Annotated in this window: 21 protein-coding genes and 1 riboswitch; of the genes, 14 read left to right on the top strand and 7 right to left on the bottom strand. The window is 61.3% G+C overall.

Going from position 1 to position 24482, the window contains the following annotated elements; genetic code table 11:
* Nucleotides 1-8: 8 nt before the first annotated feature.
* The 6 genes from moeA to LVD11_RS01615 all read right to left on the bottom strand — a co-directional run bounded on the left by moeA (nt 9) and on the right by LVD11_RS01615 (nt 9101).
* The gene (gene moeA, locus LVD11_RS01640) at nt 9-1265 is read right to left on the bottom strand and encodes a molybdopterin molybdotransferase MoeA (RefSeq protein WP_237055304.1); all 1257 of its coding nucleotides are present in this window, start codon (nt 1263-1265) and stop codon (nt 9-11) included.
* A gap of 85 nt (nt 1266-1350) precedes the next feature.
* Nucleotides 1351-4029 (bottom strand): nitrate reductase, encoded by a 2679-nt coding sequence (locus LVD11_RS01635; protein ID WP_237055303.1) that lies wholly within the window; start codon nt 4027-4029, stop codon nt 1351-1353.
* Between the two features lie 2 nt (nt 4030-4031).
* Nucleotides 4032-4427, bottom strand: a complete 396-nt coding sequence (gene nirD, locus LVD11_RS01630) for a nitrite reductase small subunit NirD (protein WP_237055301.1) — start codon at nt 4425-4427, stop codon at nt 4032-4034.
* Nucleotides 4428-4521: 94 nt separating this feature from the next.
* On the bottom strand, nt 4522-7047 hold the full coding sequence (gene nirB / locus LVD11_RS01625; RefSeq protein ID WP_237055298.1) for a nitrite reductase large subunit NirB: 2526 nt from the start codon (nt 7045-7047) through the stop codon (nt 4522-4524).
* A 381-nt stretch (nt 7048-7428) separates the two neighbouring features.
* A complete protein-coding gene (locus LVD11_RS01620; protein WP_237055296.1) occupies nt 7429-8520 on the bottom strand; it encodes a CmpA/NrtA family ABC transporter substrate-binding protein in 1092 nt (363 codons plus the stop codon).
* Complete coding sequence (locus LVD11_RS01615) at nt 8517-9101, bottom strand: ANTAR domain-containing response regulator (RefSeq protein ID WP_237055294.1); 585 nt, start codon at nt 9099-9101, stop codon at nt 8517-8519. Before LVD11_RS01615 ends, LVD11_RS01620 begins: the two co-directional genes overlap by 4 nt.
* 643 nt (nt 9102-9744) lie before the next feature.
* A riboswitch (molybdenum cofactor riboswitch) is annotated at nt 9745-9970 on the top strand.
* On the opposite strand from LVD11_RS01615, the gene moaA reads away from it, so the two are divergent.
* The 10 genes from moaA to LVD11_RS01565 all read left to right on the top strand — a co-directional run bounded on the left by moaA (nt 9959) and on the right by LVD11_RS01565 (nt 18804).
* Nucleotides 9959-10927 (top strand): GTP 3',8-cyclase MoaA, encoded by a 969-nt coding sequence (gene moaA / locus LVD11_RS01610; protein WP_237055292.1) that lies wholly within the window; start codon nt 9959-9961, stop codon nt 10925-10927. (Overlaps the previous riboswitch by 12 nt.)
* 10 nt (nt 10928-10937) lie before the next feature.
* A complete protein-coding gene (gene mobA / locus LVD11_RS01605; protein WP_237055290.1) occupies nt 10938-11591 on the top strand; it encodes a molybdenum cofactor guanylyltransferase in 654 nt (217 codons plus the stop codon).
* Entirely contained in the window at nt 11584-12126 is a 543-nt protein-coding gene (gene moaB, locus LVD11_RS01600; RefSeq protein WP_237055288.1) for a molybdenum cofactor biosynthesis protein B, read from the top strand. The genes mobA and moaB overlap by 8 nt, the downstream gene beginning before the upstream one ends.
* 4 nt (nt 12127-12130) lie before the next feature.
* Nucleotides 12131-12640 (top strand): cyclic pyranopterin monophosphate synthase MoaC, encoded by a 510-nt coding sequence (gene moaC, locus LVD11_RS01595; protein ID WP_237055286.1) that lies wholly within the window; start codon nt 12131-12133, stop codon nt 12638-12640.
* A complete protein-coding gene (gene moaD / locus LVD11_RS01590) occupies nt 12640-12888 on the top strand; it encodes a molybdopterin converting factor subunit 1 (RefSeq protein ID WP_237055284.1) in 249 nt (82 codons plus the stop codon). Before moaC ends, moaD begins: the two co-directional genes overlap by 1 nt.
* A 2-nt stretch (nt 12889-12890) precedes the next feature.
* A complete protein-coding gene (gene moaE, locus LVD11_RS01585) occupies nt 12891-13346 on the top strand; it encodes a molybdopterin synthase catalytic subunit MoaE (protein ID WP_237055282.1) in 456 nt (151 codons plus the stop codon).
* 442 nt (nt 13347-13788) lie between these two features.
* A complete protein-coding gene (locus LVD11_RS01580) occupies nt 13789-15339 on the top strand; it encodes a Re/Si-specific NAD(P)(+) transhydrogenase subunit alpha (protein ID WP_237055280.1) in 1551 nt (516 codons plus the stop codon).
* Between the two features lie 18 nt (nt 15340-15357).
* Nucleotides 15358-16746, top strand: coding sequence for a Re/Si-specific NAD(P)(+) transhydrogenase subunit beta (gene pntB, locus LVD11_RS01575; RefSeq protein WP_237055278.1), 1389 nt, complete (start codon nt 15358-15360; stop codon nt 16744-16746).
* Between the two features lie 52 nt (nt 16747-16798).
* Nucleotides 16799-18409 (top strand): S41 family peptidase, encoded by a 1611-nt coding sequence (locus LVD11_RS01570; RefSeq protein WP_237055276.1) that lies wholly within the window; start codon nt 16799-16801, stop codon nt 18407-18409.
* Between the two features lie 2 nt (nt 18410-18411).
* A complete protein-coding gene (locus tag LVD11_RS01565) occupies nt 18412-18804 on the top strand; it encodes an SET domain-containing protein (protein ID WP_237055274.1) in 393 nt (130 codons plus the stop codon).
* Nucleotides 18805-18814: 10 nt separating this feature from the next.
* On the opposite strand, the gene yhbY is transcribed toward LVD11_RS01565, so the two are convergent.
* The gene (gene yhbY, locus LVD11_RS01560; RefSeq protein ID WP_237055271.1) at nt 18815-19117 is read right to left on the bottom strand and encodes a ribosome assembly RNA-binding protein YhbY; all 303 of its coding nucleotides are present in this window, start codon (nt 19115-19117) and stop codon (nt 18815-18817) included.
* Nucleotides 19118-19264: 147 nt separating this feature from the next.
* On the opposite strand from yhbY, the gene rlmE reads away from it, so the two are divergent.
* The 4 genes from rlmE (at nt 19265) to glmM (ending at nt 24440) form a co-directional block, all read left to right on the top strand.
* Nucleotides 19265-19891: a 23S rRNA (uridine(2552)-2'-O)-methyltransferase RlmE gene (gene rlmE / locus LVD11_RS01555; RefSeq protein WP_237055269.1), complete on the top strand. Its 627-nt coding sequence runs from the start codon at nt 19265-19267 to the stop codon at nt 19889-19891.
* Nucleotides 19892-20175: 284 nt separating this feature from the next.
* The gene (gene ftsH, locus LVD11_RS01550) at nt 20176-22095 is read left to right on the top strand and encodes an ATP-dependent zinc metalloprotease FtsH (RefSeq protein WP_237055266.1); all 1920 of its coding nucleotides are present in this window, start codon (nt 20176-20178) and stop codon (nt 22093-22095) included.
* A gap of 100 nt (nt 22096-22195) precedes the next feature.
* Complete coding sequence (gene folP, locus LVD11_RS01545; protein WP_237055263.1) at nt 22196-23044, top strand: dihydropteroate synthase; 849 nt, start codon at nt 22196-22198, stop codon at nt 23042-23044.
* A 43-nt stretch (nt 23045-23087) separates the two neighbouring features.
* The gene (gene glmM, locus LVD11_RS01540) at nt 23088-24440 is read left to right on the top strand and encodes a phosphoglucosamine mutase (RefSeq protein ID WP_237055261.1); all 1353 of its coding nucleotides are present in this window, start codon (nt 23088-23090) and stop codon (nt 24438-24440) included.
* Nucleotides 24441-24482 lie beyond the last annotated feature (42 nt).

Below are 24482 nucleotides of genomic sequence, written 5' to 3'. Positions count from 1 at the left end.
CGTGCCCCTTAACCCAGTGGCGCCCGGAACGGCTCGATGGTGACCCAGTCCCCGGTGTCGCGATCGCCACTTTCCCGGGCGAGCACGATAAAACAGTTCGCCCGGGAAAAGCCCGACAGGATATGGCTGCCCTGCAGGCCGCTGCTCTCCACCACCTGCAGGCCATCGGTGTCGCGGTATGTGTAACCGCGCTGGTAATCGGTGCGTCCGGGTGCCTTGCGAATCGGGTTGAGCAGACGCGCCCGGCCCTGGAATGGCGGCGTGCGCTCCCCATCGACAATGCCCCGCAGTTTTTCCAGCGCTGGTATGACCAATTGGTAGAGCGTAACGAGGGCGGAGACCGGATTGCCCGGCAGGCCGAAAAACAGGGTTTCCCGCCCGGCTTTTGGCAGCCGCCCAAAGGCAAAGGGTTTGCCGGGCTTGATCGCCAGTCGCCACAGGTCCAGTTGCCCCAGGTCTTCCAGCACCGCGCGAGTGTAGTCTGCCTCCCCCACCGACACACCGCCGCTGGTGATGACAATATCCGCGCTGTCGCGGGCTTTCTCGAGGCCCTCGCGAATGGATCCCGGGTTGTCCGGGAGGCAGCCGATATCGACGGTCTCGATCCCCAGTTCCCGCAGGGCAGTGGCCAGCGCGATGCGGTTGCTGTCATAAATCTCCCCGTGGCTGAGGTCCGCCGGCGGAGTGTCCAGTGGTCGCAGTTCGTCGCCAACAGACAGGAGCGCTGCGCGCACCGGGCGCATTACCACCAGTTCCCGCACGCCGGCCGCGGCCAGCAGGGCGATATCGGGGACCGTGACAGGTCGGCCCGGTGCCACCAGGCTATCCCCGCAGCGAACATCCTCGCCACGGCGTCGGATGTGCTGGCCGGCAGGAGTGTCCTGGCGAGGGGTGAGAGTGTCACCATGCAGGTCACTATGCTCCTGCATCACCACCCGGTCTGCGCCCGGGGGCAGGGCAGCGCCAGTGGTAATTCGCACGCACTCCCCGTTACCCAGGCGGCCGGCAAAGGGATGCCCAGCCAGGCTCCTGCCGACCAGTGCATAGTGTGCCGCCTGGCCGCACAGGGCATAGCCGTCCATTGCCGAATTGTCGCATGGGGGCAGGTCAACCTGTGCGGTGGCGCGTTCCGCCAGGATGCGGCCGCAGCACTGTTCCAGTGGCAGGAGCTGGGTTTCCTGCAGGGGGGCGATTGCCTGCAGTAGTGCCTCACGGGCCTGCTCGACGGTGATCAGGTCCTTTGCCAGGCAGGTATCGATGGTCATAGTGAGATTTTCTTTGCCTGTTTGCGTCTTTATATCGTTGTTCCCATGACCATAGCGCGAATATCGATAAAAGAGAATTGGCTGCTCAGGCCACGTCCCGGGCGGGGTCGCGCAGTAGTGCCGCCAGCTCGGGTTTGCAGGAGCCGCAATTGGTGCCGCACCCCAGTTGACGCCCCAGTTCCTCCACGCTGGCCGCGCCGGCATCGATGGCCTGCTGTATCTGGCTGCGGGATACCTGCATGCAGCTGCAGACGATGCTGGTTGCCGGAGCAGCGTTGCGCAGTAACTGGGCCGGCTTTTCGGGCAGCGGTCGCGCCAGCCATTGTTCCATGTTCCTGCGGTCCGGCAGCTGGCGCCAGTGACTGGTACTGAATATCAGCAACTGCAGTGAATCCGAATATACCAGCCACCGTTCCGCCTGGGGCAGCTGCAGGCGTTGCCGGTGCAGCTCTTCAGCGCCCCCCGGGACCAGTTGTCGGACCAGGTCATGGCAGTCCGGGAGACGGGACAGGGCAAGCTCGTAACGATAGCCGCCCGTGCAGGGGACCCGGTACCAGTGCAGCAGGCCGCAGGAGGCTGTCATCTCGTCCAGGTGCTGCTGTAGCCGCGCTGCCGTGTGTCGGGGGCAGACCAGGCTGAGGTAGGCCTTCACCGCGAGCGGCCGCAGCTGTACCGGTACCTGCTTGAGTTCTGGCTGCCCGGAGTGGGGGTCGGTCACGGCACCCGCCAGGGCACTGACACGGCTGAGACCGGCCAGGCTCTCGCTCCAGTGAATTGGCGCAAACAGCTCGCCGACTCTCTGTGACGGGTCTACCAGCGCGCGGGCGCGCATCCGGCCGTGGGCACTGTGGATTTCCACCAGCTGGCCATCCTCCACCTGGTAGGCAATGGCATCTGCCGGGCTCAGCCGGAGTTCCGGCAGCTCGGCATGGTCGAGCAGGTTCCGCGCGCGCGCGGTGCGGGTCATGGTGTGCCACTGGTCCCGCAGGCGCCCCGAATTTAACCACAGGGGGAAGGACTCGCTGCGCCGCTGTCCGGGTGCCCGGGGTTCGATTGCCACAAAACGCGCACGCCCGGAACTGGTGAAAAAACGCCGGTCGGTGAACAGCCGGGCGGTGCCGTCAGGATGATCGCTGTTGACCGGCCACTGCACAGGCACCAGCTGATCGTACTGGCGCTGTGACAGGCCAGCCAGCCCGGAAATATCGAAGGCCCGTTCCCCGTCGTTTTCAAAACCGGACAGGCCCGCGTGCTCGCGGAATATTTCTACCGGGTGTTGGTAGCTGAAGGCGTCGCCATGGCCAAGCCGTGCTGCCAGGTCGCAGATAATCTCCCAGTCGTGCCGGGCTTCCCCCGGCGGTGGCAGGAAGCTGCGCTGGCGGGAAATACGGCGCTCGGAGTTGGTCACGGTGCCATCCTTTTCGGCCCAGCCGGTGGCCGGGAGTAGCAGGTCGGCGCAGCGCGCGGTATCGGTGTCGTCCACACAATCGGACACTACTACCAGCGGGCATTGCCGGAGTGCCCGGGTCACCCGTTCAGCATCGGGCATACTGACGGCAGGATTGGTGGCCATAATCCAGATGGCCTTGATATCACCGCATTCCACTGCGCGAAACAGGTCCACGGCTTTCAGGCCCGGCCTCCGGGCGATATTTCCGGTCCGCCAGAAACGGCCCACCCGGTCGATATGGTCACCGCGGAAATCCATATGTGCGGCGAGCATATTGGCGAGCCCGCCCACTTCACGGCCTCCCATGGCGTTGGGCTGGCCAGTAATGGAAAACGGGCCGCAGCCGGGGCGGCCGATGCGACCGGTGGCCAGGTGACAATTGATGATGGCGTTGTTCTTGTCGGTGCCACTGCTGGACTGGTTGATGCCCTGTGAATAAAAACTGACTGTCCTGTCCGAATCGGCGAACAGTTGGTAAAAGGCTCGCAATGCCCCGGCCCCGAGTCCGCATGCCTGGGCCGCTTTTTCCAGCGGCCAGAGTCGGGCTGTAGCCAATGCCTCATCGAAGCCAAGGGTGTGTTGTTCAATGAATTCCTGATCGAGGCAGCCTCGCTCGGCCAGGTAATGCAGCAGCCCGTTGAACAGGGCCGCGTCGCTGCCGGGAGCGATCGCCAGGTGCATGTCCGCCATATCGCTGGTGGCGGTTCCCCGGGGATCAATGACCACCAGCCTTGTCTGCGCGGCCTGCATGCGCTGGAACAGTACCGGGTGGGTCCAGGCGGCATTGGAGCCCACAAGCACCACCATTTCGGCCTGCTCCAGATCCTCGTAACTACAGGGTACGGCATCTGCTCCCAGTGCGCGCCTGTAAGCTGCCACAGCCGAGGACATGCACAGCCGCGAGTTTGTATCCACATTGCCACTGCCAATGAACCCTTTCATCAGCTTGTTGGCAACATAGTAATCCTCGGTAAGCAGCTGGCCGGAAAGGTAGAAAGCGACGGAATCCGGGCCGTGCGCGGCGATCGTCTCGGCAAAGCGGCTTGCCATGAAAGCCATGGCGGTATCCCAGTCACAGTCTGTTCCGTGCAGGCGCGGGCGCAGCAGGCGATCCCGCTCACCCAGTGTCTCCGCCAGGGCCGAACCCTTGACACAAAGGCGCCCGTGATTGGCAGGGTGCTGCTCGTCACCTGAGATGCTGGCCCGCGTCCCGGCATTGCCCGCCTTGACGGTTGCCGCTACCCCGCAACCCACGCCACAGTAAGGGCAGGTGGTACAGGTCCGCTGTGCGCGGAGCTGTTCACGCAGGGCCATGGTCAGGTTGGTTCCGGCATGGGGATGATGACGACAGTGTCGCCGTCAAATGCGGCGGGATAGGTGGCGAGGCGGATTTCCGGGTCCTCGAGACACTGTCCGTCACGCAGGCGAAAATGCTGCTTGTAGAGTGGGGAGGCGACCGTCAGTTCACCCTCCACTTCTGCGATGAGGCCCCGCGCAATCACACCGGCACCGGCAATCGGGTCCCAGTTGTCAACAGCGTAGAGTTGCGGGTCGCTATCGGGAATAAAAAATAAGGCGATGCTCCTGCGGGGCGTAGAGGGCCCGGTGACAGAAACACCGCCTGCGAGAACGCACACTCCGGATTCGGCAACCAGGTCTGATCGCTGGCAAACCGGCTGCCACGGAGTGGGGTTTATGGCAACTTCAGTCATTATTTATACTCCAGAATGCAATGATTGTGCAGCAAAATTCGATATTTAATTTATTTGCGCCATACTGGTGCGGTTTGCTCAGGGGATATCCCGGTCAGGCGGGCTCGGCAACCTTCACTATTTCCGCTTCCCGTGCGGGGCGTGGCTGGCCCCGCTCCTCGACAAAAACAATGCGTTCGTCCTGCTCTTCGGTATTCACAAACTGGCGGAAGCGCTTCAGCATCTCCGGATCGTTGATGGCAGTTTTCCACTCGCATTGGTAGGTGCCGACCACATTTGCCATCTGTGCCTCCAGCTCCTCACCCAGGCCCAGCTTGTCCTCGATGACAACCTCGCGCAGGTAGTCCAGCCCCCCCTCAAGGTTTTCCATCCAGACCGACGTGCGCTGCAGTTTGTCGGCGGTTCGGACATAAAACATAAGAAAACGGTCGATATAGCGGATCAGGGTCTCGTCATCCAGGTCAGTGGCGAAGAGGTCTGCGTGGCGTGGGCGCATACCGCCATTGCCGCAGACAAACAGGTTCCAGCCATTCTCTGTGGCGATGACCCCCACGTCCTTGCTCTGGGCCTCGGCGCATTCGCGGGTGCAGCCGGATACTGCCATCTTGATCTTGTGCGGTGAGCGCAAGCCCTTGTAGCGGTTCTCGATATGCAGGGCCATGGCCACGCTGTCCTGTACACCAAAGCGGCACCAGGTACTGCCCACACAGGATTTCACTGTCCGTAGGGACTTGCCGTAGGCGTGCCCGGTTTCGAAACCGGCATCGATCAGTTCCCGCCAGATGTCGGGTAACTGCTCCAGCCGGGCACCGAACAGGTCGACCCGCTGTCCGCCGGTGATCTTCGTATAAAGGTTGTATTTTTTCGCCACCTGCCCCAGCACGATCAGTTTGTCGGGGGTGATCTCTCCTCCTGGTACCCGGGGAACCACCGAATAGCTGCCATTTTTCTGCATGTTGGCCATGAACGTATCATTGGTATCCTGGAGGCCGACGTGGGGCCTGCGGTGGATATGGTCGTTCCACAGGGAGGCAAGAATCGAGGCCACTGCGGGCTTGCAGACTTCGCAGCCGTGACCGTTACCATGTTGCTCCAGCAATTGGCTGAAAGTGCGGATTTCCTCCACCTGCACAATATGGAAGAGTTCCTGCCGCGTGAACTCGAAGTGTGGGCACAGGTGGTTGTTGACCTCCATGCCGAGCGCTGCCAGCTCCTCGTCGACAATGTTTTTCAGCAGTGCCGAGCAACCGCCACAGCCGGTGGAGGCCCGGGTGGCATCCTTCACCTCGCCCAGAGTGCAGCAGCCGCCCTGTACCGCGTCGACAACCTGTCCCTTGCTGACGTTGTGACAGGAGCAGATGGTGGCGCTGGCGGGCAGGGACCCGGCGCCCAGTGCCGGGGGCTCGCCATCGGCGGCGGGGAGGATCAGCTGTTCGGGGTGCTCCGGCAGGTCGATATCGTTAAGGTGATATTGCAGCAGCTGATCATAATCGCTGGTATCACCTACCAGAACCGCGCCTAACAGTTTGCTACCCTCAGCATCGGTAATCATGCGCTTGTAGATGCCGTGCTGCTCGTCGACAAAAGTGATTGCTGCGGCACCATCTGTGCGGCCGTGCGCATCACCGATGGACCCAACCTGGACGCCGAGCAGTTTTAACTTGGTGCTCATGTCGGCGCCGGTGAAACTGGCACTCTCACCGCACAGCTGCGCGACGACATTGCGAGCCATGGTATAGCCGGGAGCTACCAGGCCGAAAACCCGGCTTTGATACAGTGCGCACTCGCCAATCGCAAAAATATCCTCATCGGACGTTCGGCAGTCCTCGTCTATCACAATACCGCCGCGTTCCCCCAGTTCCAGGCCGGCGGTACGTGCCAGCCGGTCCTCGGGACGGATGCCGGCTGAGAACACGATCAGGTCGGTCAACAGTTTCCGGCCCCCCTTGAACTGCATACGCAGGCGCCCGTCGCACTCTTCGATCAGCTCGGTGGCGGTGCCGGTGTGCACGGCGACGCCCAAACTCTCGATTTTGTTTCTCAGTACGTCGGAGCCGCCTTCATCCAGCTGTACAGACATCAAGCCCCTGGCGAATTCAACCACGTGGGCTTCCAGGCCGAGTTCCTTCAGTGCATTGGCCGCTTCCAGGCCCAGGAGGCCGCCACCGACCACTACACCGGTACGGGCATTTTCGCTGGCGGCCCGGATTGCATCCAGGTCCTCGAGTGTGCGGTAGACAAAGCACTTTCCGTGCTCGTGGCCGGGAATGGGGGGAACAAACGGGTAGGAACCGGTGGCGAGGACCAACCGGTCGTAGCTTCTTTCCTGGCCGCTGGCGGAAGTCACAAGACGCTTTTCCCGGTCGATGGCCACCGCGGTCTCATTCAGCAGTAATTCGTAGCCCCAGTCCCGATACTGCTCGACCCTGCCCAGGGCAAGGTCGTCCGCAGTGCGCCCGGCAAAGTACTCGGACAGGTGCACCCGATCATAGGCGGGTCGGGGTTCGGCACAGTAAATCGTGACTTCGAACAGCTCCCGCTCGGGCCGGGTGGCCAGCTGCTCGAGAAAGTGGTGGCCCACCATGCCGTTGCCGATAACGATCAGTTTTTGCTTAACCATAATTCCTGCCGTGTTTTATCTGAATGATCCGGCAGGGGGGAGGGACGGGTGATGTGGGCACGGTCGCTGCCCCTTCTGCCGAAGGGTTCAGGCGCCGTTGCCTCGTGGGGATTCTCTGAGTTTGTATCCTTTGAGATTCAAGGATTGTGCCAAATTAATTCTCACGGCCGATGGGGCCTTCGCAGGAGAGCTGCGTGAAATTGTGCGGCAAACTGGTGCGTAACCCCCGGGACTGCCCCGTGTTGGTGCTGTCGGGTGCCGGCCAGCACAGCAGCGGCATTTATTATCGGGTGTAGCGGGTGGCGAGAAGGGCTGATCCGTACTGGCGGGCTGGGGCCGTATAAGAAGGCCCCGGTGTAACGATGGCTGCCACCGGGGATATCATGTATGGGGCGAGCGGGCCCGGTTGCTACTGATGTAATCCAGCGTCTGCTGGTAGAGTTCTTCTCTGAAGCTGTCGCCGGCCTGCGTCTGCAGCGGTGAGAACCTGTTGCACAGTTCCAGCAGTTGTTCGGCCTTCGCCCGAGTAGGGCGCCCGCAGTCGCTGCCGGTATGGGCGAACAGGTGCCAGCCGGGGTTGGCCGCAGGTGGCAGTCCGCTCTGCCAGTGCAGCTGGTCATTCAGCGACGGCGCCAGGTGGTCGGTGTCCAGGTCGAGGTAATGCTGCTGAGCCATCAAGGCCACGGCATCACGACGCTGGGTGCGGTCGGCAAGCCACGTGCAGGCCTGCAGTAGTGAGGCGCGAAGTGCCAGGTGCGTTTGCGGATGGGTCTCGTGCCAGCCGGAGGTAACCGCGAGGACTTTTTCTGGCATGGCCGGCAGCAGTGCATTACAGGCCGCTACGATCACGCCCAGTCCCTGCCGCGCCGCGATGGTATTCCAGGGTTCGCCCACGCAGTAACCATCGATATCGCCGCGCTGCAGTGATGTCACCATCTGTTCCGGCGGCAGGATATGGAGCTGCAGGTCGTGATCGGGATCGATGTCCGCCAGTCGCAGCCAGTGCCGCAACTGGAGGGTGTGGCTGGAGTAGGGATATACGGTCGCCAGTTTCAGGGGCGGGGCCGAGGCAGGTCGCGACTGCAGGAAACTTCGTAGCGCCGAGCCTGTGGTGCGGCTGTTGCAGTTTTCGTGATTCAGCCCCAGTGCCTCGAATAGCTGGCTCGATAATGTGATGGCATTGCCGTTGCAGCTCAGGATCAGCCCGGTGAGCAGTTGCTCCTCGCAGTGCGGCAGGGCCTGGTCCAGGGTCAGAGGCATGGGCGCGAGCATTGCCGCGGCATCGGCGGCGCCGCTGATCAGGCGATCGCGCAATGTTGCCCAGGAGGTTTCCCGCTGCAGTTCCACCGTCAGGCCGAAGCGGGCAAAGAATCCCTGTTCCTGGGCCACCACCAGGGGGGCGCTGTCAGTTAGCCGCAGGTACAGCAGCTTGATGTTTCGCTTTTCCAATAGCAGTGGGGAGGCTGGGGTCATGGCTGGGACTGTAAATGGTTGATGATCTGTTCCGCCACCACGAGCATGGTGGAGTTGCTGTTCATGGCCAGGTTGCGCAGGGTTTTGTGAGCCGTCTCTTCATTGAGGTTTTTTCTCGCCATCAAGAGCCCCTTGGCCCGCTCGATGGTCTTGCGTTCCTGTAACTGTTGCTGGGTCTTTTCCAGCGACAGTCGCAGTTGCTGGTAGCTGCGGAACTGTGCCATGGCAATTTCAATCGCCGGGGTAACCCGCTCAGCACACAACCCCTCTGCCATGTAGGCACTCACTCCGGCCTCGACCGCACTGGCGATGAAGTCCGCTCCGCCGCGGGCGGAGAACATTGCCACCGGTGTCGGGTTCTGGCGGTTGATGATTGACAGGCTCTCCAGGATGTCCCGGTCCGGTGACTCGATATCGATCAGCACGATGTCCGGGCGATGACTGTCCACCTGTTGCAGGAGCCCGGCAGCACTGTTCAGGTGCACAAGCAGGCGGTAACCGGCAGCGCGCAGTTGCCGGCAGACCATTTCTGCTCGTTCGGGCCGGTCATCGACCAGCATAATGCCAAGGGGCTCGCTCATTGGATCAATTGGTATCTTGTCGTCATGGCGGTATCTGTTTGTCGATTCCGCGTTCCTGTGAACACGCCGTTGCAAACACGGTGCCAGAGGCTTCACTGGTTGCCGGGAGCCCTGTTCCTTACCGGAACCGCGCGAGGCGGAGTGTGACCTGTCCTCCCGGTGATGATGTTTGCGACCACGGATTGGCGCCCACAAAAAAGCCCGGCGATAAACCGAATTATCACCGGGCTCCGTTGCCTGCTCTGGGGTAATCAAGAATCATACCAGTCGGCGAAATCTACCGGATTCCATGGTTTGAAGTCAGCAAGCCGTGCTATTTTTGTTCACCAGAAAGCTTTAGCGCCTGATTTTGGTGCGAAAACGGCCGTTGGATGATTCCTGGGGCAGCGGAGGCGACACCGCGGAGCCATGAACGAGGTGCGGATATCCCCGGACCTTCCCTACGTATACCCACAGGGAAGCGGATGGCTTGGGTAGGAGTACCAGAGGATTGTCAGGAAGATTCGCGCGCCACCCAGGCTAGCCGCTTTCACCCAGTCTGTGGCATAAACATTGCGTGCTACCGAGCAGGGTACCGTCCTCAGATGGCCGGGCCCCAGGAAAAAGAAGCAGGAGTAATACCCGGGCAAGACAGGCAACGAATACAGACTACAAACACCGAGCCCGTCGCTCTAAGTCCATCCTGCCCCGGCGCCATAGCAAGCGCAGGGGCCTGGGGCCTGGATAGGAGCGGCGGGCCGTGCCCCCCGGCAGTCGGATTCCCGGACCGGTTGGGTCACCAGGGTCGGCGGGAGAAATCCTCCGGCCTCCCGAGAGCCGGCAATACCTGCGGGCTCGCTGACTTGGAAAGGCGTTTGATGCTTACAGATAACCACGGCCGCCGGTTTTACTACCTGCGGCTATCCGTCACTGATGCCTGCAACTTCCGTTGCAGCTATTGTCTGCCCGATGGCTACCGGGCGATGGACAATGCCCCGCACCTCAAGCCGGCAGAGGCGGCAACGGTGGTGCGCGCCTTTGCCAGCCTCGGCACCAGGAAAGTACGCCTGACCGGTGGCGAGCCCTCCCTGCGTGCGGACCTTCCGGAAATCATTGCCGCCAGCAAATCCACACCGGGTATCCACCGGGTTGCCGTCACCAGTAATGGTTACAAGCTCCCGCGGGTGATTGACCGCTGGCATGATGCCGGCCTGGACCAGTTGAATATCAGCATCGATACGCTGGATGCCGGGGAGTTCGCCGCATTCACCGGCCACGACTGCCTGCCGCGCGTGTTAAAGGGAATCGAGCGGGCGCGGTCACTGGGGGTGGAAGTCAAGGTCAATGCGGTGCTGTTACAGGGTGGAGCTGACCGGCGTCTGCGCGCGTTTCTGCATTGGTTGCGGGAAACCCCCGTGACGCTGCGGTTTATCGAGTTGATGCGCACCGGGGACAACCGCGATTTTTTTGCCAGCAACCACGTCCGTGGGGAGGCAGTGGAGCGGGAGCTGGTGGAAAATGGCTGGCAGTTGGTGCCCCGTTCCGAGGATGCCGGTCCGGCCCGGGAATACAGTCACCCCGATTATCTTGGCCGCATCGGCTTTATCACGCCCTATAGTGAGGATTTCTGCAACAGCTGTAACCGGCTGCGCATATCGGCCCAGGGGCGGCTACACCTGTGTCTGTTTTCCGAGCACGGTATCGACCTGTATCGCGAGATTACTACCGGGAATAGCATTGCCCTCGCGGAGAGAATCCGTCGGGCAATCGGCGAAAAGGAGCCGAGTCACTACCTGCAGCAAGACAGGGTAGGCGCCACACGAAACCTGTCTATGCTGGGAGGCTGAGGGGATCGCTGTGGATACCGTTACCATTTGCCCGGTCGTGCTGGCCGGGGGGGCTTCGCGACGCATGGGACGGGACAAAGCTGCGCTGCAACTACCCGGGGGCGAGACGCTGCTGGAGCGGGCCCTGAGGCTGTTGGCGGAGTTGCGACGGCATGTGTCCGCGTGCTGGCTCGCGCCGAGGGTCAGTGGTGCGGCTGCGGGCGGGCTGGCGGATATTGGCACTTCGCGGGGGCCGGTCAGCGGCCTCCACGCTGTTGGCGAAGCCCTTGCCTCCGAGCGGGATACCGCTGCAGCTACGGCGCAGACGATGGCGATCCTCGCCATTCCTGTCGATATGCCCCTGCTGGCAATTCCCCCCCTAATGCAGCTCTGTCACTCGGGTATGGCCGGGAATGCCCCCGCGACCTGCTTTGCCGGGCTATGGCTGCCACTGTGGTTGCGCGTCGATAACCGCACGCGCGATTACCTTAAGCGAGTTGTTTCTGGGGAGGGGGACGCTTCCCTCAGGCAGCTGGTGCATCAGCTGGGTGGCGAGCAGTTGGCGGTGGGCTGGAGTGACTGGCAAATGAATATCAATCGACCGGCAGAATTCGACCGCCTGCTACGGGGCTGGGATACTTCAGCCCGGGAGATAGGTGCAACACTGGAGAAAACAGATGACTGAATCCGCCCAGGCACATACCACAGGAGACCGGGACGCGGTGTCCACACCACTCAACGTTGCGGTACTGACTGTGTCAGATACACGCACGGAGGATACGGATACTTCCGGGCAGTACCTGGCCGAAGTGCTGCGGGCTGCAGGCCATAACCTGATGGACCGGAAAATCGTGCAGGATGATATTTACCAGTTGCGCGCCCAGGTTTCCCAGTGGATAGCGGACCCTGCGATACAGGTGGTGCTGACCACCGGCGGTACCGGTTTCAGCGGCCGTGACTCAACCCCGGAGGCCCTGCAGCCACTGTTCGACAAGCGGGTAGAAGGGTTCGGTGAGCTTTTCCGTGCTGTCTCCTATACGGAAATCGGGTCTTCCACGATCCAGTCTCGTGCGCTGGCGGGCCTGGCCAATAACACGTTGGTCTGCTGTATGCCGGGTTCCACCGGTGCCTGTCGCACTGCCTGGGAGCAGATCCTCAGCCGGCAGCTGGACTCGACTTACCGGCCCTGTAATTTTGTCACTCACCTGCTGCGGGGATAGGCCGATGCAATTAACCCATCTGAACCAGCAAGGCGAGGCCAGCATGGTCGACGTCACCGACAAGGCTGTTACTGAGCGACACGCCCGGGCTTTCGCTGAAGTGCATATGAGTGAGCAGGCTTACCGGCAGCTCAGTGAGGGAAACAACCGCAAGGGGGACGTACTCTCGGTCGCGCGCATTGCGGGTATCCAGGCAGCAAAGAAAACTGCGGACCTGATCCCCCTGTGCCACCCGCTGGCGCTTAGCAAGGTCCAGCTGGATTTCACCCTGGACCCGGACCAATGCCGGGTGCTCGTGCAGAGCTTCTGCCGCCTGGCAGGGCGCACCGGGGTGGAAATGGAGGCCCTGACGGCGGCATCAGTGGCGGCGCTGACCATTTATGACATGTGCAAGGCGGTGGATCCCGCTATCACCATCGGCAATATCCACTTGCTGGAGAAGGCCGGGGGCAAGCGCGGCCACTGGCATGGCGCCGGGACCGCAACGGCTCCGGCAACCGCGGAGGAAAACTGATGATCCGTATCCTTTTTTTTGCCGGGTTGCGTGAGCAGCTCGACTGCGACGGGCTTGAAATCCCCGCAGCCGGCCTCCGGGATGTTGCCCGGGTTCGGGCAGCCCTGGGGCGACGGGGGGAGCGTTGGCAGGTGGCACTGCAGCGCCCGGACCTGCAGGTGGCCGTCAACCAGGCTCTGGCTGCCGATGCCAGCCCGGTACAGCCCGGCGATGAAGTCGCCTTCTTCCCGCCAGTGACCGGGGGGTGAGAATGTCAGTGGAGGTGGCGGTGCAGGAGAGTGCCTTTGATACGGGGGCCGAGTATGCATCCCTTCGTGCGGCCAACCGCACCGATGGTGCCACGGCAATCTTTGTTGGCTCGGTGCGCGATTTCAATAACGATGGCCGGGTTATGGCATTGACGCTGGAGCACTACCCCGGCATGACGGAGAAAGTGCTGGCGGATATCGGAGAGCAGGCCCTGCAGCGCTGGTCCCTGGGGCGCGTGCGCATCCTGCATCGTGTAGGCCAGTTGGAGCCCGGCGAAGATATAGTGTTTGTCGGGGTCACCGCGCCCCACCGGCAGTCGGCGCTGGATGGTTGTGGTTTTATTATCGACCTGTTGAAGACCGAGGCGCCATTCTGGAAGAAGGAAAGCAGCGGCAGTACTGCGCATTGGGTGGAGGCGCGCGTCAGCGACCGGGATGCACTGCAAAAGTGGAAATGAATTAATGGCACTAATGGCATAAATATCCATAACGGGTGGTCGGTGCCAATGTGTCCACCGGTCACCCTGTGTTGAAATAAATGCCATCCTGGCCAGCTTAGCCTGCCAGAAGCCCTGTTTTCTTCGTGAGGGCTCTCTTGCTTTTACGGCCAGCACCCTGTCGTTCGGTGCTGTTAAAGCCGCTGTCGATCAATATCAATCGCAATGGTTGATTCTGACAGTCACAGGTGAAAATGCTGGTTTGTCGCGGGGACTATTGACCACAGTGATACCCGGCTTCCGTCTCTTTTGTTTTCATAAATTTTCCTCCGTGGTTAGAATCAACCACAGCGATGTCCTCAAGCGGACCAGTTGGTTTCCCGTAAGACAGCATTTATGGAAACTGCGGCTGGCCAGCAGGTCGACTTGATATGTTTATAACAATGACAGAGGGAGTAACGCATTGATCATAGCCATACCAAAAGAATCCGCACCCGGGGAGGCGCGGGTTGCGGCTACGCCGGAGAGCGTGCGCCGAATGCAGGATCTGGGTTTTTCTGTTGTTATCGAAAAAGGAGCCGGGGCCGCGGCGAGCTTTGCCGATGCGGTTTACCGCGAGGCGGGGGCGGAGATCCGGGAAGACACAGCGGCCTGCCTGAAGGGTGCGGGCCTGGTTTTCAAGGTCCAGGCACCCACCGATGAAGAAATTGAGCTGATTCCCTCTGGTGCGACGCTGGTCGCATTCCTCAAGCCGGCGCAAAACGAAGTGCTACTGAAGAAGCTGGCGGAAAAAAATATTAATGCCCTCGCTGTGGAATCTGTGCCACGGATTTCCCGTGCCCAGAAAATGGATGCACTCAGTTCCATGGCAAATATCGCCGGTTACCGGGCGGTCATCGAGGCTGCACATAATTTCGGGCGCTTTTTTACCGGACAGATTACCGCTGCGGGCAAAATACCCCCGGCCAAGGTGCTGGTGATCGGCGCTGGTGTGGCCGGGCTTTCCGCTATCGGGACGGCCAAGGGAATGGGGGCCATGGTGCGCGCATTCGATACTCGCGCGGAAGTGCGCGAGCAGGTGGAGTCAATGGGAGCCGAGTTCCTCACCGTGGAAGTCGAGGAGGAAGGCTCGGGCCAGGGTGGCTATGCCAAGGAAATGTCACAGGCATTTATCGATGCGGAAATGGCGCTGTTCCGGGAACAGGCGAAAGAGGTGGATATCGTCATCACCACCGCGCTTATCCCGGGCAAGCCGGCCCCGAAACTGTGGCTGGCGGATATGGTCGACAGCATGGCGGAGGGTTCCGTGGTTGTGGACCTGGCTGCGGAAATGGGTGGCAACTGCGACTACACGGAAAAAGATGAGAAAGTGGTGAAAAGCGGTGTGACCATTATCGGTTACACAAACCTGCCCAGCCGGGCTGCCACCCAGTCTTCGAAACTCTACGCCACAAACCTTACCCACCTGCTTACCGAGCTGGCGCCGGAAAAGGACGGCGAGATCAATATCGATTTCGAGGACGAAGTGATTCGCGGGGCGACCGTGGTCCGGGAAGGGGAGATCACCTGGCCGCCGCCCGCACCCAAGGTGTCGGCGCAGCCGGCCCCGGCCCCGGAGAAAAAAGCTGAGCCGGAACCGAAAGCTGAGGAGAAAGGCGAAAAGAAAAAGTCGCCGTTGGCGATCCTGGCCTTCTGGGCAATCGCCGGTACATTGCTGTTGTGGCTCGGCAGGGTAGCGCCGGCAGAGTTTGTCTCACACTTTACGGTCTTCGTACTGGCGATCTTCGTGGGCTGGCAGGTTATCTGGAATGTGACCCATGCCCTGCATACGCCATTGATGAGTGTGACCAATGCCATTTCCGGCATTGTCGTGGTGGGGGCCCTGCTGCAGGTTGGAGCCACGGGTTCCGGGTTGGTGACATTGCTGGCGTTCATCGCTGTACTTGTGGCCAGTATCAATATCTTCGGTGGGTTTTTTGTGACCTATCGCATGCTGAAAATGTTCCGGCGTTGATCGGGGAGGAGAATAACGATGAACGGTATGATTTCGATGGCTTATCTCTTCTCCGCGGTGATGTTTATCCTGAGTCTCGGTGGCCTTTCCAGTCACGAGACCGCTCGGCGGGGCAATATCTACGGCATGGTGGGTATGGCGGTGGCGATTATTGCCACCATCGCGGGTATCGTGACCGGCGCCTACTGGATGGTGGCCATCGCCATGGCAGTGGGGGCGGTGATCGGTATTTTCCTCGCCCGGCGTGTGGCCATGACCCAGATGCCACAGATGGTGGCATTGCTGCACAGCTTTGTCGGCCTGGCTGCCGTATTGATCGGCTGGGGCGGTTTCCTGGATCCGCGCCTGAACCTGACTGGCGCCGAGCATATTGTGCACAACACGGAGATTTTCCTGGGCATTTTTATCGGGGCCATCACACTCACCGGCTCACTGGTGGCATTTGGCAAGCTGCAGGGCATTGTTTCCGGCAAGCCTCTGATGCTGCCGGCCCGGCACTGGCTTAACCTGGCAGCGATACTGGCCTGCGTTTTCCTGGGTTGGTTGTTTATTCCTGCCGAGCTGGGTGCCGGCACCGTCCTCAACCTGCTGATCATGACATCCATTGCGCTTTTGCTGGGCGTACACCTGATCGCGGCTATCGGTGGCGCGGATATGCCAGTGGTGATCTCGATGCTCAACAGCTATTCCGGCTGGGCCGCAGCCGCCACCGGCTTTATGCTGAGCAATGACCTGCTGATTGTGGTGGGCGCGCTGGTAGGCTCCTCCGGTGCCATCCTAAGCTACATCATGTGCCGCGGTATGAACCGTTCCTTTATCAGTGTGATCCTGGGTGGTTTCGGTTCTGATGGTGGTGAAATGGCCGGGGACGAAGTCGATGGTGAGGCTGTGGAAACCAGTTTTGATGAGTTGGCGGACGACCTGGATGCTGCCGACAGTATTATCATCGTGCCCGGCTTCGGGATGGCGGTAGCCCACGCACAGCAGGCGGTAAGTGATCTGACTGACAAGCTGCGGCGAAAAGGCAAGACTGTCCGGTTCGGCATCCACCCGGTTGCGGGTCGGTTGCCCGGCCATATGAATGTGCTGCTGGCCGAGGCCAATGTGCCCTACGACATCGTGCTGGAAATGGACGAGATTAATGACGACTTTCCTGATACGGACCTGGTGCTGGTGATCGGTGCCAACGACACGGTCAACCCTGATGCCGTGGAAAAGCCCGGGTCGCCCATTGCCGGGATGCCGGTGTTGGAGTGCTGGAAAGCCGGTAAGGTAGTGATACTCAAGCGTTCCATGGCCTCCGGTTATGCTGGTGTGGCCAACCCGCTGTTTTACAAGGAAAATGCCCGAATGCTGTTTGGAGACGCGAAAGAGAGCCTGCAGGCGGTATTGGGTAAATTGTCCTGAAAAAGCGGGCGGCGGGGCCGCCCGGCGATAACAGACTGAGCGAATAAGAATAATGCAAATCCCGAGTATTTCGATCGGGGCCGGGTTACTCCGGCCCCTTTTTATTGGGCTGGTCTGCCTGGCGAGTGGCTGTGGCAACGGCAGCAGCGGTGGCAGCGGCGATTCTTTCGCTCCCGAGCCGGCTGCAGCTGATGGCAGCACTGACAACAGCAGTACCTGGGAGCCAGGTGTTTTCCTGCCCGCCGAGACTTTCGCCAATCGCTGCGAGTCGCCGCGGTCCGGTGCCGGCTTCCCGGATGTCGCGGGCACGGCCCTGGACGAGAAGAACTGGTTGCGGTCCTGGAGCAATGACCTGTACCTGTGGTACGACGAAATCGAGGATCGTGACCCGGCGGATTTCGGGGTCCAGGAATACTTCGACCTGCTTGTGACCAATGAACTCACAGATAGTGGTGCCCGCAAGGACAATTTCCATTTCTACCTGCCCACTGAGGATTGGCTTGCCCAGTCCCAGTCGGGCGTGTTCCTCGGCTATGGGCTGCAATGGGCGTTACTGGAGACGCGGCCACCGCGACACGTCGTCATCGCCTATACCGAGCAGGCGGGGAAGCCGGTGGGGGCCGAACGTGGTGCCCGGGTGCTTGAGGTGGATGGTATTGACCTGGTCAATGCCGATGATGACGCAAGTATCAATGCGCTCAATGCGGCGCTGTTTCCCGAGACTGACGGTGCGCAACATAGCTTCACGCTCGAGTACGTCGATGGCAGTGTAGGGACAATTACCCTGACTGCGGGCACCTTCGAGACGGATCCGGTGCAGTTCATCAAGGTGGAGGACGCGGCTTTCGGCCGCCGTGTCGGCTATATGCTGTTCAACGATCACATCGCCATTGCCGAGAAGCAACTGGTGGAGGCGGTGGAATACCTGGACGGCCAGAATATTGATGAGCTGGTACTGGACCTGCGTTATAACGGTGGGGGCCTGCTCACCATGGCCAGCCAGCTGGCCTATATGATCGCCGGTGATGTGCTCACCGCCGGGCAGACTTTCGAGCAGATGGTCTTCAACGACAAGCACCCGGAGACCAACCCGGTCACCGGCCAGCCGCTGGATCCAATGCCCTTTATCGGCGTTACGGGCAGCGGCGGTGAGCTGCCGCAGGGGCAGCCGTTACCAACCCTTGCCCCGGCGCTGGAGCGGGTATTCGTGCTCACCGGCGGCGCTACCTGTTCCGCCAGCGAAGCCATTATCAACGGCCTGCGCGGAGTTGACTTCGAAGTCATTCAGGTTGGTGGGCAAACCTGCGGTAAACCCTATGGGTTCTATCCCACGGATAATTGCGGCACCACCTATTTCACCATCCAGTTCACCGGCGTGAACGCCAAGGGCTTTGGCGAGTACTCGGACGGCTTCGTGCCCAATGGCAGCGGCAGTGCCGGCGTGCCGGGTTGCGCCGTCCTGGATGACTTCTCCCGGCCGCTCGGTGATCCCTCTGAGGCACGTTTCGCCACGGCGCTGAACTATATAGAGACGGGAAGCTGTAGTGGGTCCCTGGCTTCAGGCTATTCCAGCATGGGCGATTCCGGGATGCGCCTGCAGGGCTCGGGGCAGAGCGTGTTCAAGTCTATGTGGCGGGAAAACCGTATTGTGGGAGGAATGTGAAGATGCGCAAGCCATCCACCATTACAGGGGGGCTGCTGGCACTGGCGCTGGCCGGCTGCAACTCCCCCCTGGCGCGGGGCGGGGATGTGCCGGCGGTACGTGCCACCGTGACCGGGGCCGGTACCGCCGAGTTGCAGGAGGCAGTCAGTGAAGCGCTTGGCGATGTGCCGGTGACGCTCTCCGAGCGGGCATTTGCCGACAGCAGCCTACTGATTATCGAGCACAGTCCGCCGCGCAGCCTGCAGCAGCCCCATCCGGGGGGGCGGGAAATGCAGCCGCCGGTGCGCTTCCGTCTGTGGCTGGGAGACGGTCACTGTTGGTTGCAGCGCCTGCCCGACGGCGAGCGCCGCCGTTTGGCGGCAGTCAGCTGTGTGCCGGAACAGGCCGCAGAGTAGGGGCGGGCGTTTAGCGGAGCAGGTTAGAGGTATGGGCCTTGGGTTTTTCGGCCGCCCGGAAAATCAGCGCGATCTTGCCGATCTCCTGGACCAGTTCAGCGCCACTCTGCTCGCATAGTTCGCCGATCACCTGGTGGCGGAGGTCGCGGTCTGCCACCATCAGCTTGACCTTGATCAGCTCGTGGTCATTCAAGGCCCGGTCGATCTCCTCCATCACGCCTTCACTCAGCCCCTTGCCCGCCACAGTCACGACGGGCTTGAGGTTGTGGCCCAGGCTGCGCAGGGATTTTTTACGCTCGGCAGTTAAAGGCATACAATACTCCATTACCACTGGGTATCCGTTGTGGATACCGATTATAGGAGCGGCCCGTGGCCGCGATCGGTGCCGGGTTAGCAAGCCCGTGATCGCGGCCACGGGCCGCTCCTGCGAAAGCTGTTGATATACCAGGCATTGTAACCGATGGGCCGATCCAAAAGCAGCCACCGCTGGCTGCGCGAACACTTCAATGATCCCTACGTCAAGCAATCCCAGAAGGAGGGTTATCGCTCCCGGGCCAGTTATAAGCTGCAGGAGCTGCAGAAGAAGGACCGCCTGATCAAGCCGGGGATGACCGTGGTCGACCTGGGTGCTGCGCCGGGTGGCTGGTCCCAGGTAGCCATGGAACTGGTGGGTCATAAGGGGCGTGTGCTCGCCTCGGACATCCTGCCCATGGACCCGATCGCGGGAGTGGATTTTGTCCAGGGGGACTTTACTGAGGAGGCGGTCCTCAACGAGCTCCTGGCGCGCCTGGGCGAGGATAAGGCCGACCTTGTGATTTCCGATATGGCCCCCAATATGAGTGGAGTGCGGAACGTTGACCAGCCGGCATCCATGTATCTGGTGGAGCTGGCAGTGGATATGGCCCGGCAGGTGCTGAAGCCCGGTGGGGCATTCGTGGCCAAGGTGTTCCAGGGCGAGGGCTTTGACGAGCTGATTCGTGACCTGCGAGCTACCTACAACAGTGTCGTCACCCGGAAGCCCGGCGCCTCACGCCCCCGGTCACGGGAGGTGTATGTGGTGGCCCGGGGCTTCAAGGGAGATCGGTAACGGGGCTGAAGAAGGACGCTTAAAAGGCTTCTGACCAGCCAGTCCCTTCTTTAGGGTGCCCCGTCTGTGGTATAAGCGGGACCTTGTACGGTGTGCTGCGGAACACTCGGTCAACGCGCTTATCATACCTATACTGGTGTGGTGAATAAGGGCGGCCCTCTGGACGTTGGAGAGTGCGGCCCCGGCCAGCAGCGAGCGCCGGACCCGGGATTGAGCCCGGCGGGTCAGCCAGACCCGTGCGGAGGCAGGATTAGTAAAGCAAGAGGGTGATCCCTTTGAATGATATGGCAAAGAACCTTGTACTGTGGCTGATCATCGCAGCGGTGCTGTTGATGGTGTTCCAGAACTTCAAGCCCCAGTCCAGGGATGAGTCCCTCAGCTACTCAGAGTTTGTGCGCGATGTGCAGGCCGGCCAGGTGGAGAGCGTGGTCGTTGATGGCCTCGTTATTACCGGTGAGCTGGCCGATGGCAAGCGCTTCAAGACCATCCAGCCGCAGATCATTGACAATGAGCTCACCAATGAACTGGTGCGCAACGACGTGAAGTTCGTCGGCCGCGAGCCGGAGTCTCCCAGTATCTGGCAGCAACTGCTGGTGGCCAGTTTCCCCATCCTGATCATCATTGCCGTGTTCATGTTCTTTATGCGGCAAATGCAGGGGGGCGCCGGGGGGCGGTCCGGACCCATGGCATTTGGCAAGAGCAAGGCCCGCCTGCTGGGCGAGGACCAGATCAAGACCACTTTCGCCGACGTGGCGGGCGTGGATGAAGCCAAGGAAGATGTGCAGGAGTTGGTGGAATTCCTGCGCGACCCCACCAAATTCCAACGCCTGGGTGGCGCCATTCCCCGTGGGGTGCTGATGGCGGGACCGCCCGGTACCGGTAAGACGCTACTGGCCAAGGCCATTGCCGGCGAGGCCAAGGTGCCATTCTTCTCCATCTCCGGTTCTGACTTCGTCGAGATGTTTGTAGGTGTGGGCGCCTCACGGGTGCGGGACATGTTCGAACAGGCCAAGAAGCAGGCCCCCTGCATTATCTTCATTGACGAGATTGATGCCGTGGGCCGCCATCGTGGCGCCGGTGTCGGCGGGGGCCACGACGAGCGCGAACAGACCCTGAACCAGCTGCTGGTGGAAATGGATGGCTTCGAAGGCAATGAAGGCGTAATCGTGATCGCCGCCACCAACCGTCCCGACGTGCTGGACCATGCACTGTTGCGCCCCGGCCGGTTTGACCGCCAGGTGTTCGTGGGCCTGCCGGACATCCGTGGCCGTGAGCAGATCCTGAAGGTCCATATGCGCAAGGTGCCCGTAGCCGATACCGTCTCCGCACAGACCATCGCCCGCGGTACCCCCGGTTTCTCCGGTGCCGACCTGGCGAACCTGGTCAATGAGGCGGCCCTGTTCGCGGCCCGTGCCAACCGTCGCACCGTGACCATGGAAGAGTTCGAGCGCGCCCGCGACAAGATCATGATGGGCGCCGAGCGCAAGTCCATGGTGATGAGTGAAAAGGAGAAGGTGAACACGGCTTACCATGAGGCCGGGCACGCCATTATCGGTCGCCTGGTGCCTGAGCACGACCCGGTACATAAGGTCACGATCATTCCCCGCGGCCGGGCGCTGGGGGTGACCCAGTTCCTGCCGGAGGAAGACAAGTACAGCATTTCCAGGCGCGCCATCGAGTCGCAGTTGTGCTCCCTGTTCGGCGGTCGAATTGCTGAAGAGATGACCCTGGGTGCCGACGGTGTCACCACCGGGGCCTCCAATGATATCGAGCGCGCCACTGAGCTGGCCCGCAATATGGTTACCAAGTGGGGCCTGTCCGAGAAGCTGGGTCCGCTGCACTATGGCGAGGATGAGAGTGGCCAGCCCGGTGCAGGCAACCCGGTCTCGGGCAAGACCTCCAACGAGATCGATGCCGAAGTGCGTCGTATCATCGATGATTGCTATGACCGTGCCAACAAGCTCCTGGAGGAGAATCGCGATATCCTCGAGGCAATGAAAGATGCCTTGATGGAATATGAAACGCTGGACGCAGAGCAGGTGGATGACCTGATGGCACGGCGCAAGGTGCGCCCGCCCCGGGATTGGCACGACAATGATTTTGGCTCCGGCGGCAGTGGCCAGACCGGCGATACCGAGGCGAACCGCGATCCATCCGGTGCCGATGAGGGTAACCCTGTCGGTGGCCCACTGAACGGACACTGAGGTCTCTTGAGGTTGCGAAAACCAGGGTTCGCCCTGGTTTTTTTTATGGTGACTGGTGACGGCGGGCGGCAGGGCCCGCGCAACGACAACTGGGGGGAGCATGCAGCTTGAGTGTGCAGGGCAGGTCCTGGACCTGTCCCGTCCGCAGGTGATGGGGGTGTTGAATACAACGCCGGATTCTTTCTCGGACGGCGGGAGCTACTATCGATCAGGCCGGCTCGACCTGGGAGTTGCACTGTCCCGTGCCGAGCAAATGCTGGAGGAGGGTGCCGCCATTATTGATATCGGCGGTGAATCCACCCGGCCAGGTGCTGAACCCGTCAGTGAGCAGCAGGAGTTGGAGCGGGTCGTGCCCCTTGTGGAGGCGATCAGTTCCAGGCTCGGGGCGCTGATCTCCGTGGATACAAGCACGCCCGCGGTCATGTCTGAGTCAGCAGCCGCCGGTGCCGGGATGATCAATGATGTGCGCGCCCTCGCGCGCCCCGGTGCACTCGCGGCGGCAGCAGCTACCGGGTTGCCGGTATGCCTGATGCATATGCAGGGCCAGCCCGGTAGCATGCAGCAGCGGCCGGAGTACCGCGATGTGGTGAGTGAAGTCGGTGTTTACTTGCGCTCGCGGGTGCAGGCTTGCGAGGGGGCGGGGATACCCCGCAGTCGCCTGGTGCTGGACCCCGGCTTCGGCTTCGGTAAGACCGATGAGCACAATCTCGCATTGCTGCGGGGGCTCGACCAGTTGGCTCCGGCCGGAATCCCGGTCCTCGCGGGGCTGTCGAGGAAGTCCATGATCGGGCGCCTGTTGGGTCGAGAGGTGGGCGAGCGACTACCCGGAAGCCTGGCGCTGGCCATGTTGGCCGCGCAGCGCGGCGCACAAATTCTGCGTGTGCATGACGTGGCCGCCACTGTAGATGTGTTGTGTTTACAGCAGCTGGTGGATTGCCCTGGACAGTAACCTGGGCCAGCTTGAGATGAATTAGGAAGAAGAGAAGTTTTCAATGACGAGGAAATATTTTGGTACCGACGGTATTCGCGGGCATGTGGGAGAGGGGCCCATCACGCCGGACTTTATGCTTCGTCTGGGCTATGCCGCCGGCAAGGTGCTCGGGCAGTTGCCCGGGGCAAAGCGGGGCGGGCACCGCAGTATCCTGATTGGCAAAGATACCCGCATCTCGGGTTATATGTTCGAGGCCGCACTTGAGGCGGGCCTGATCAATGCAGGCGTTGACGTGGGCCTGCTGGGGCCCATGCCAACCCCGGCAATCGCTTACCTTACCCGCACATTCCACGCGCAGGCGGGTATCGTCATCAGTGCCTCTCACAATCCTTACCAGGATAATGGCATCAAGTTCTTTAGTGCTGACGGCAGTAAACTTCCGGATCAAGTGGAGCTGGATATCGAGGCCGCACTTGACCTGCCCATGGAGACCGCAGCGGACCTGGGTAAGGCCTGGCGCATCGATGACGCTGCCGCGCGTTATATTGAATTCTGTAAGGCTTCGACTCCCTGGGGCTTCTCCCTGGAGGGCCTGAAAATCGTGCTCGATTGCGCCAATGGTGCCACCTACCATATCGCCCCCAAGGTGTTTCGCGAGCTGGGTGCCGAAGTGGTCGCGGTGGGCGTCAGCCCTGACGGTCACAACATCAACCTCGACTGCGGTTCCACCAGGCCCGCCCTGATGCTGGAGGCGGTCCGGGAGCACGGCGCCGATCTCGGTATCGCCTTTGATGGTGACGGTGACCGGGTGTTGTTCGCGGATCGCAACGGCGAGCTGGTGGATGGGGACCAGTTGCTGTTCCTGATCGCCATGCACCGCCAGCAGTTCCTCGGCGGTTGCAGTGGTGTCGTGGGCACCCAGATGAGCAATTACGGGTTTGAGCTGGCCCTGCGCGAGCGTGAGATCCCGTTTGAGCGGGCCAAGGTCGGTGACCGCTATGTCCTGGAGAAAATGCAGGCAAACGACTGGAAGCTGGGGGGAGAATCCTCTGGTCATATCATCTGTGCTGACTCCACCACCACTGGTGATGGCGTGATTTCAGCACTGCAGGCCCTGCGCGCCATTACCGATTTTGGTGAGCCGCTGGATCAGCTGAAGGCCCGCATGAAAATGCTCCCGCAGCATATGATCAATGTGCGGCTGGTCCATCGTGATGGGGTGCTGGAGCACGAGGATGTTCGCACGGCCGTCACTGAGGTGGAAGCCGAACTGGCCGGTCGGGGACGCGTGCTGCTGCGCCCCTCCGGCACCGAACCGCTGATCAGGGTCATGGTTGAGGGCGAGAAGCGGGCCCAGGTTGAACAGCTGGCGGCGCGTATTGCTGAAGTGGTACAACGGGTAGGCAACAGCTGAGCTGATCCCGGCCGCTGAGCGACATGGGCCGGGAAAATCACC

It is taken from the genome of Microbulbifer sediminum (assembly GCF_021729035.1).
GTDB classification, from domain to species: Bacteria; Pseudomonadota; Gammaproteobacteria; order Pseudomonadales; family Cellvibrionaceae; genus Microbulbifer; species Microbulbifer sediminum.
Note: the sequence above shows the minus strand (reverse complement) of the source record. Positions and strands in the feature narration are given on the sequence as shown.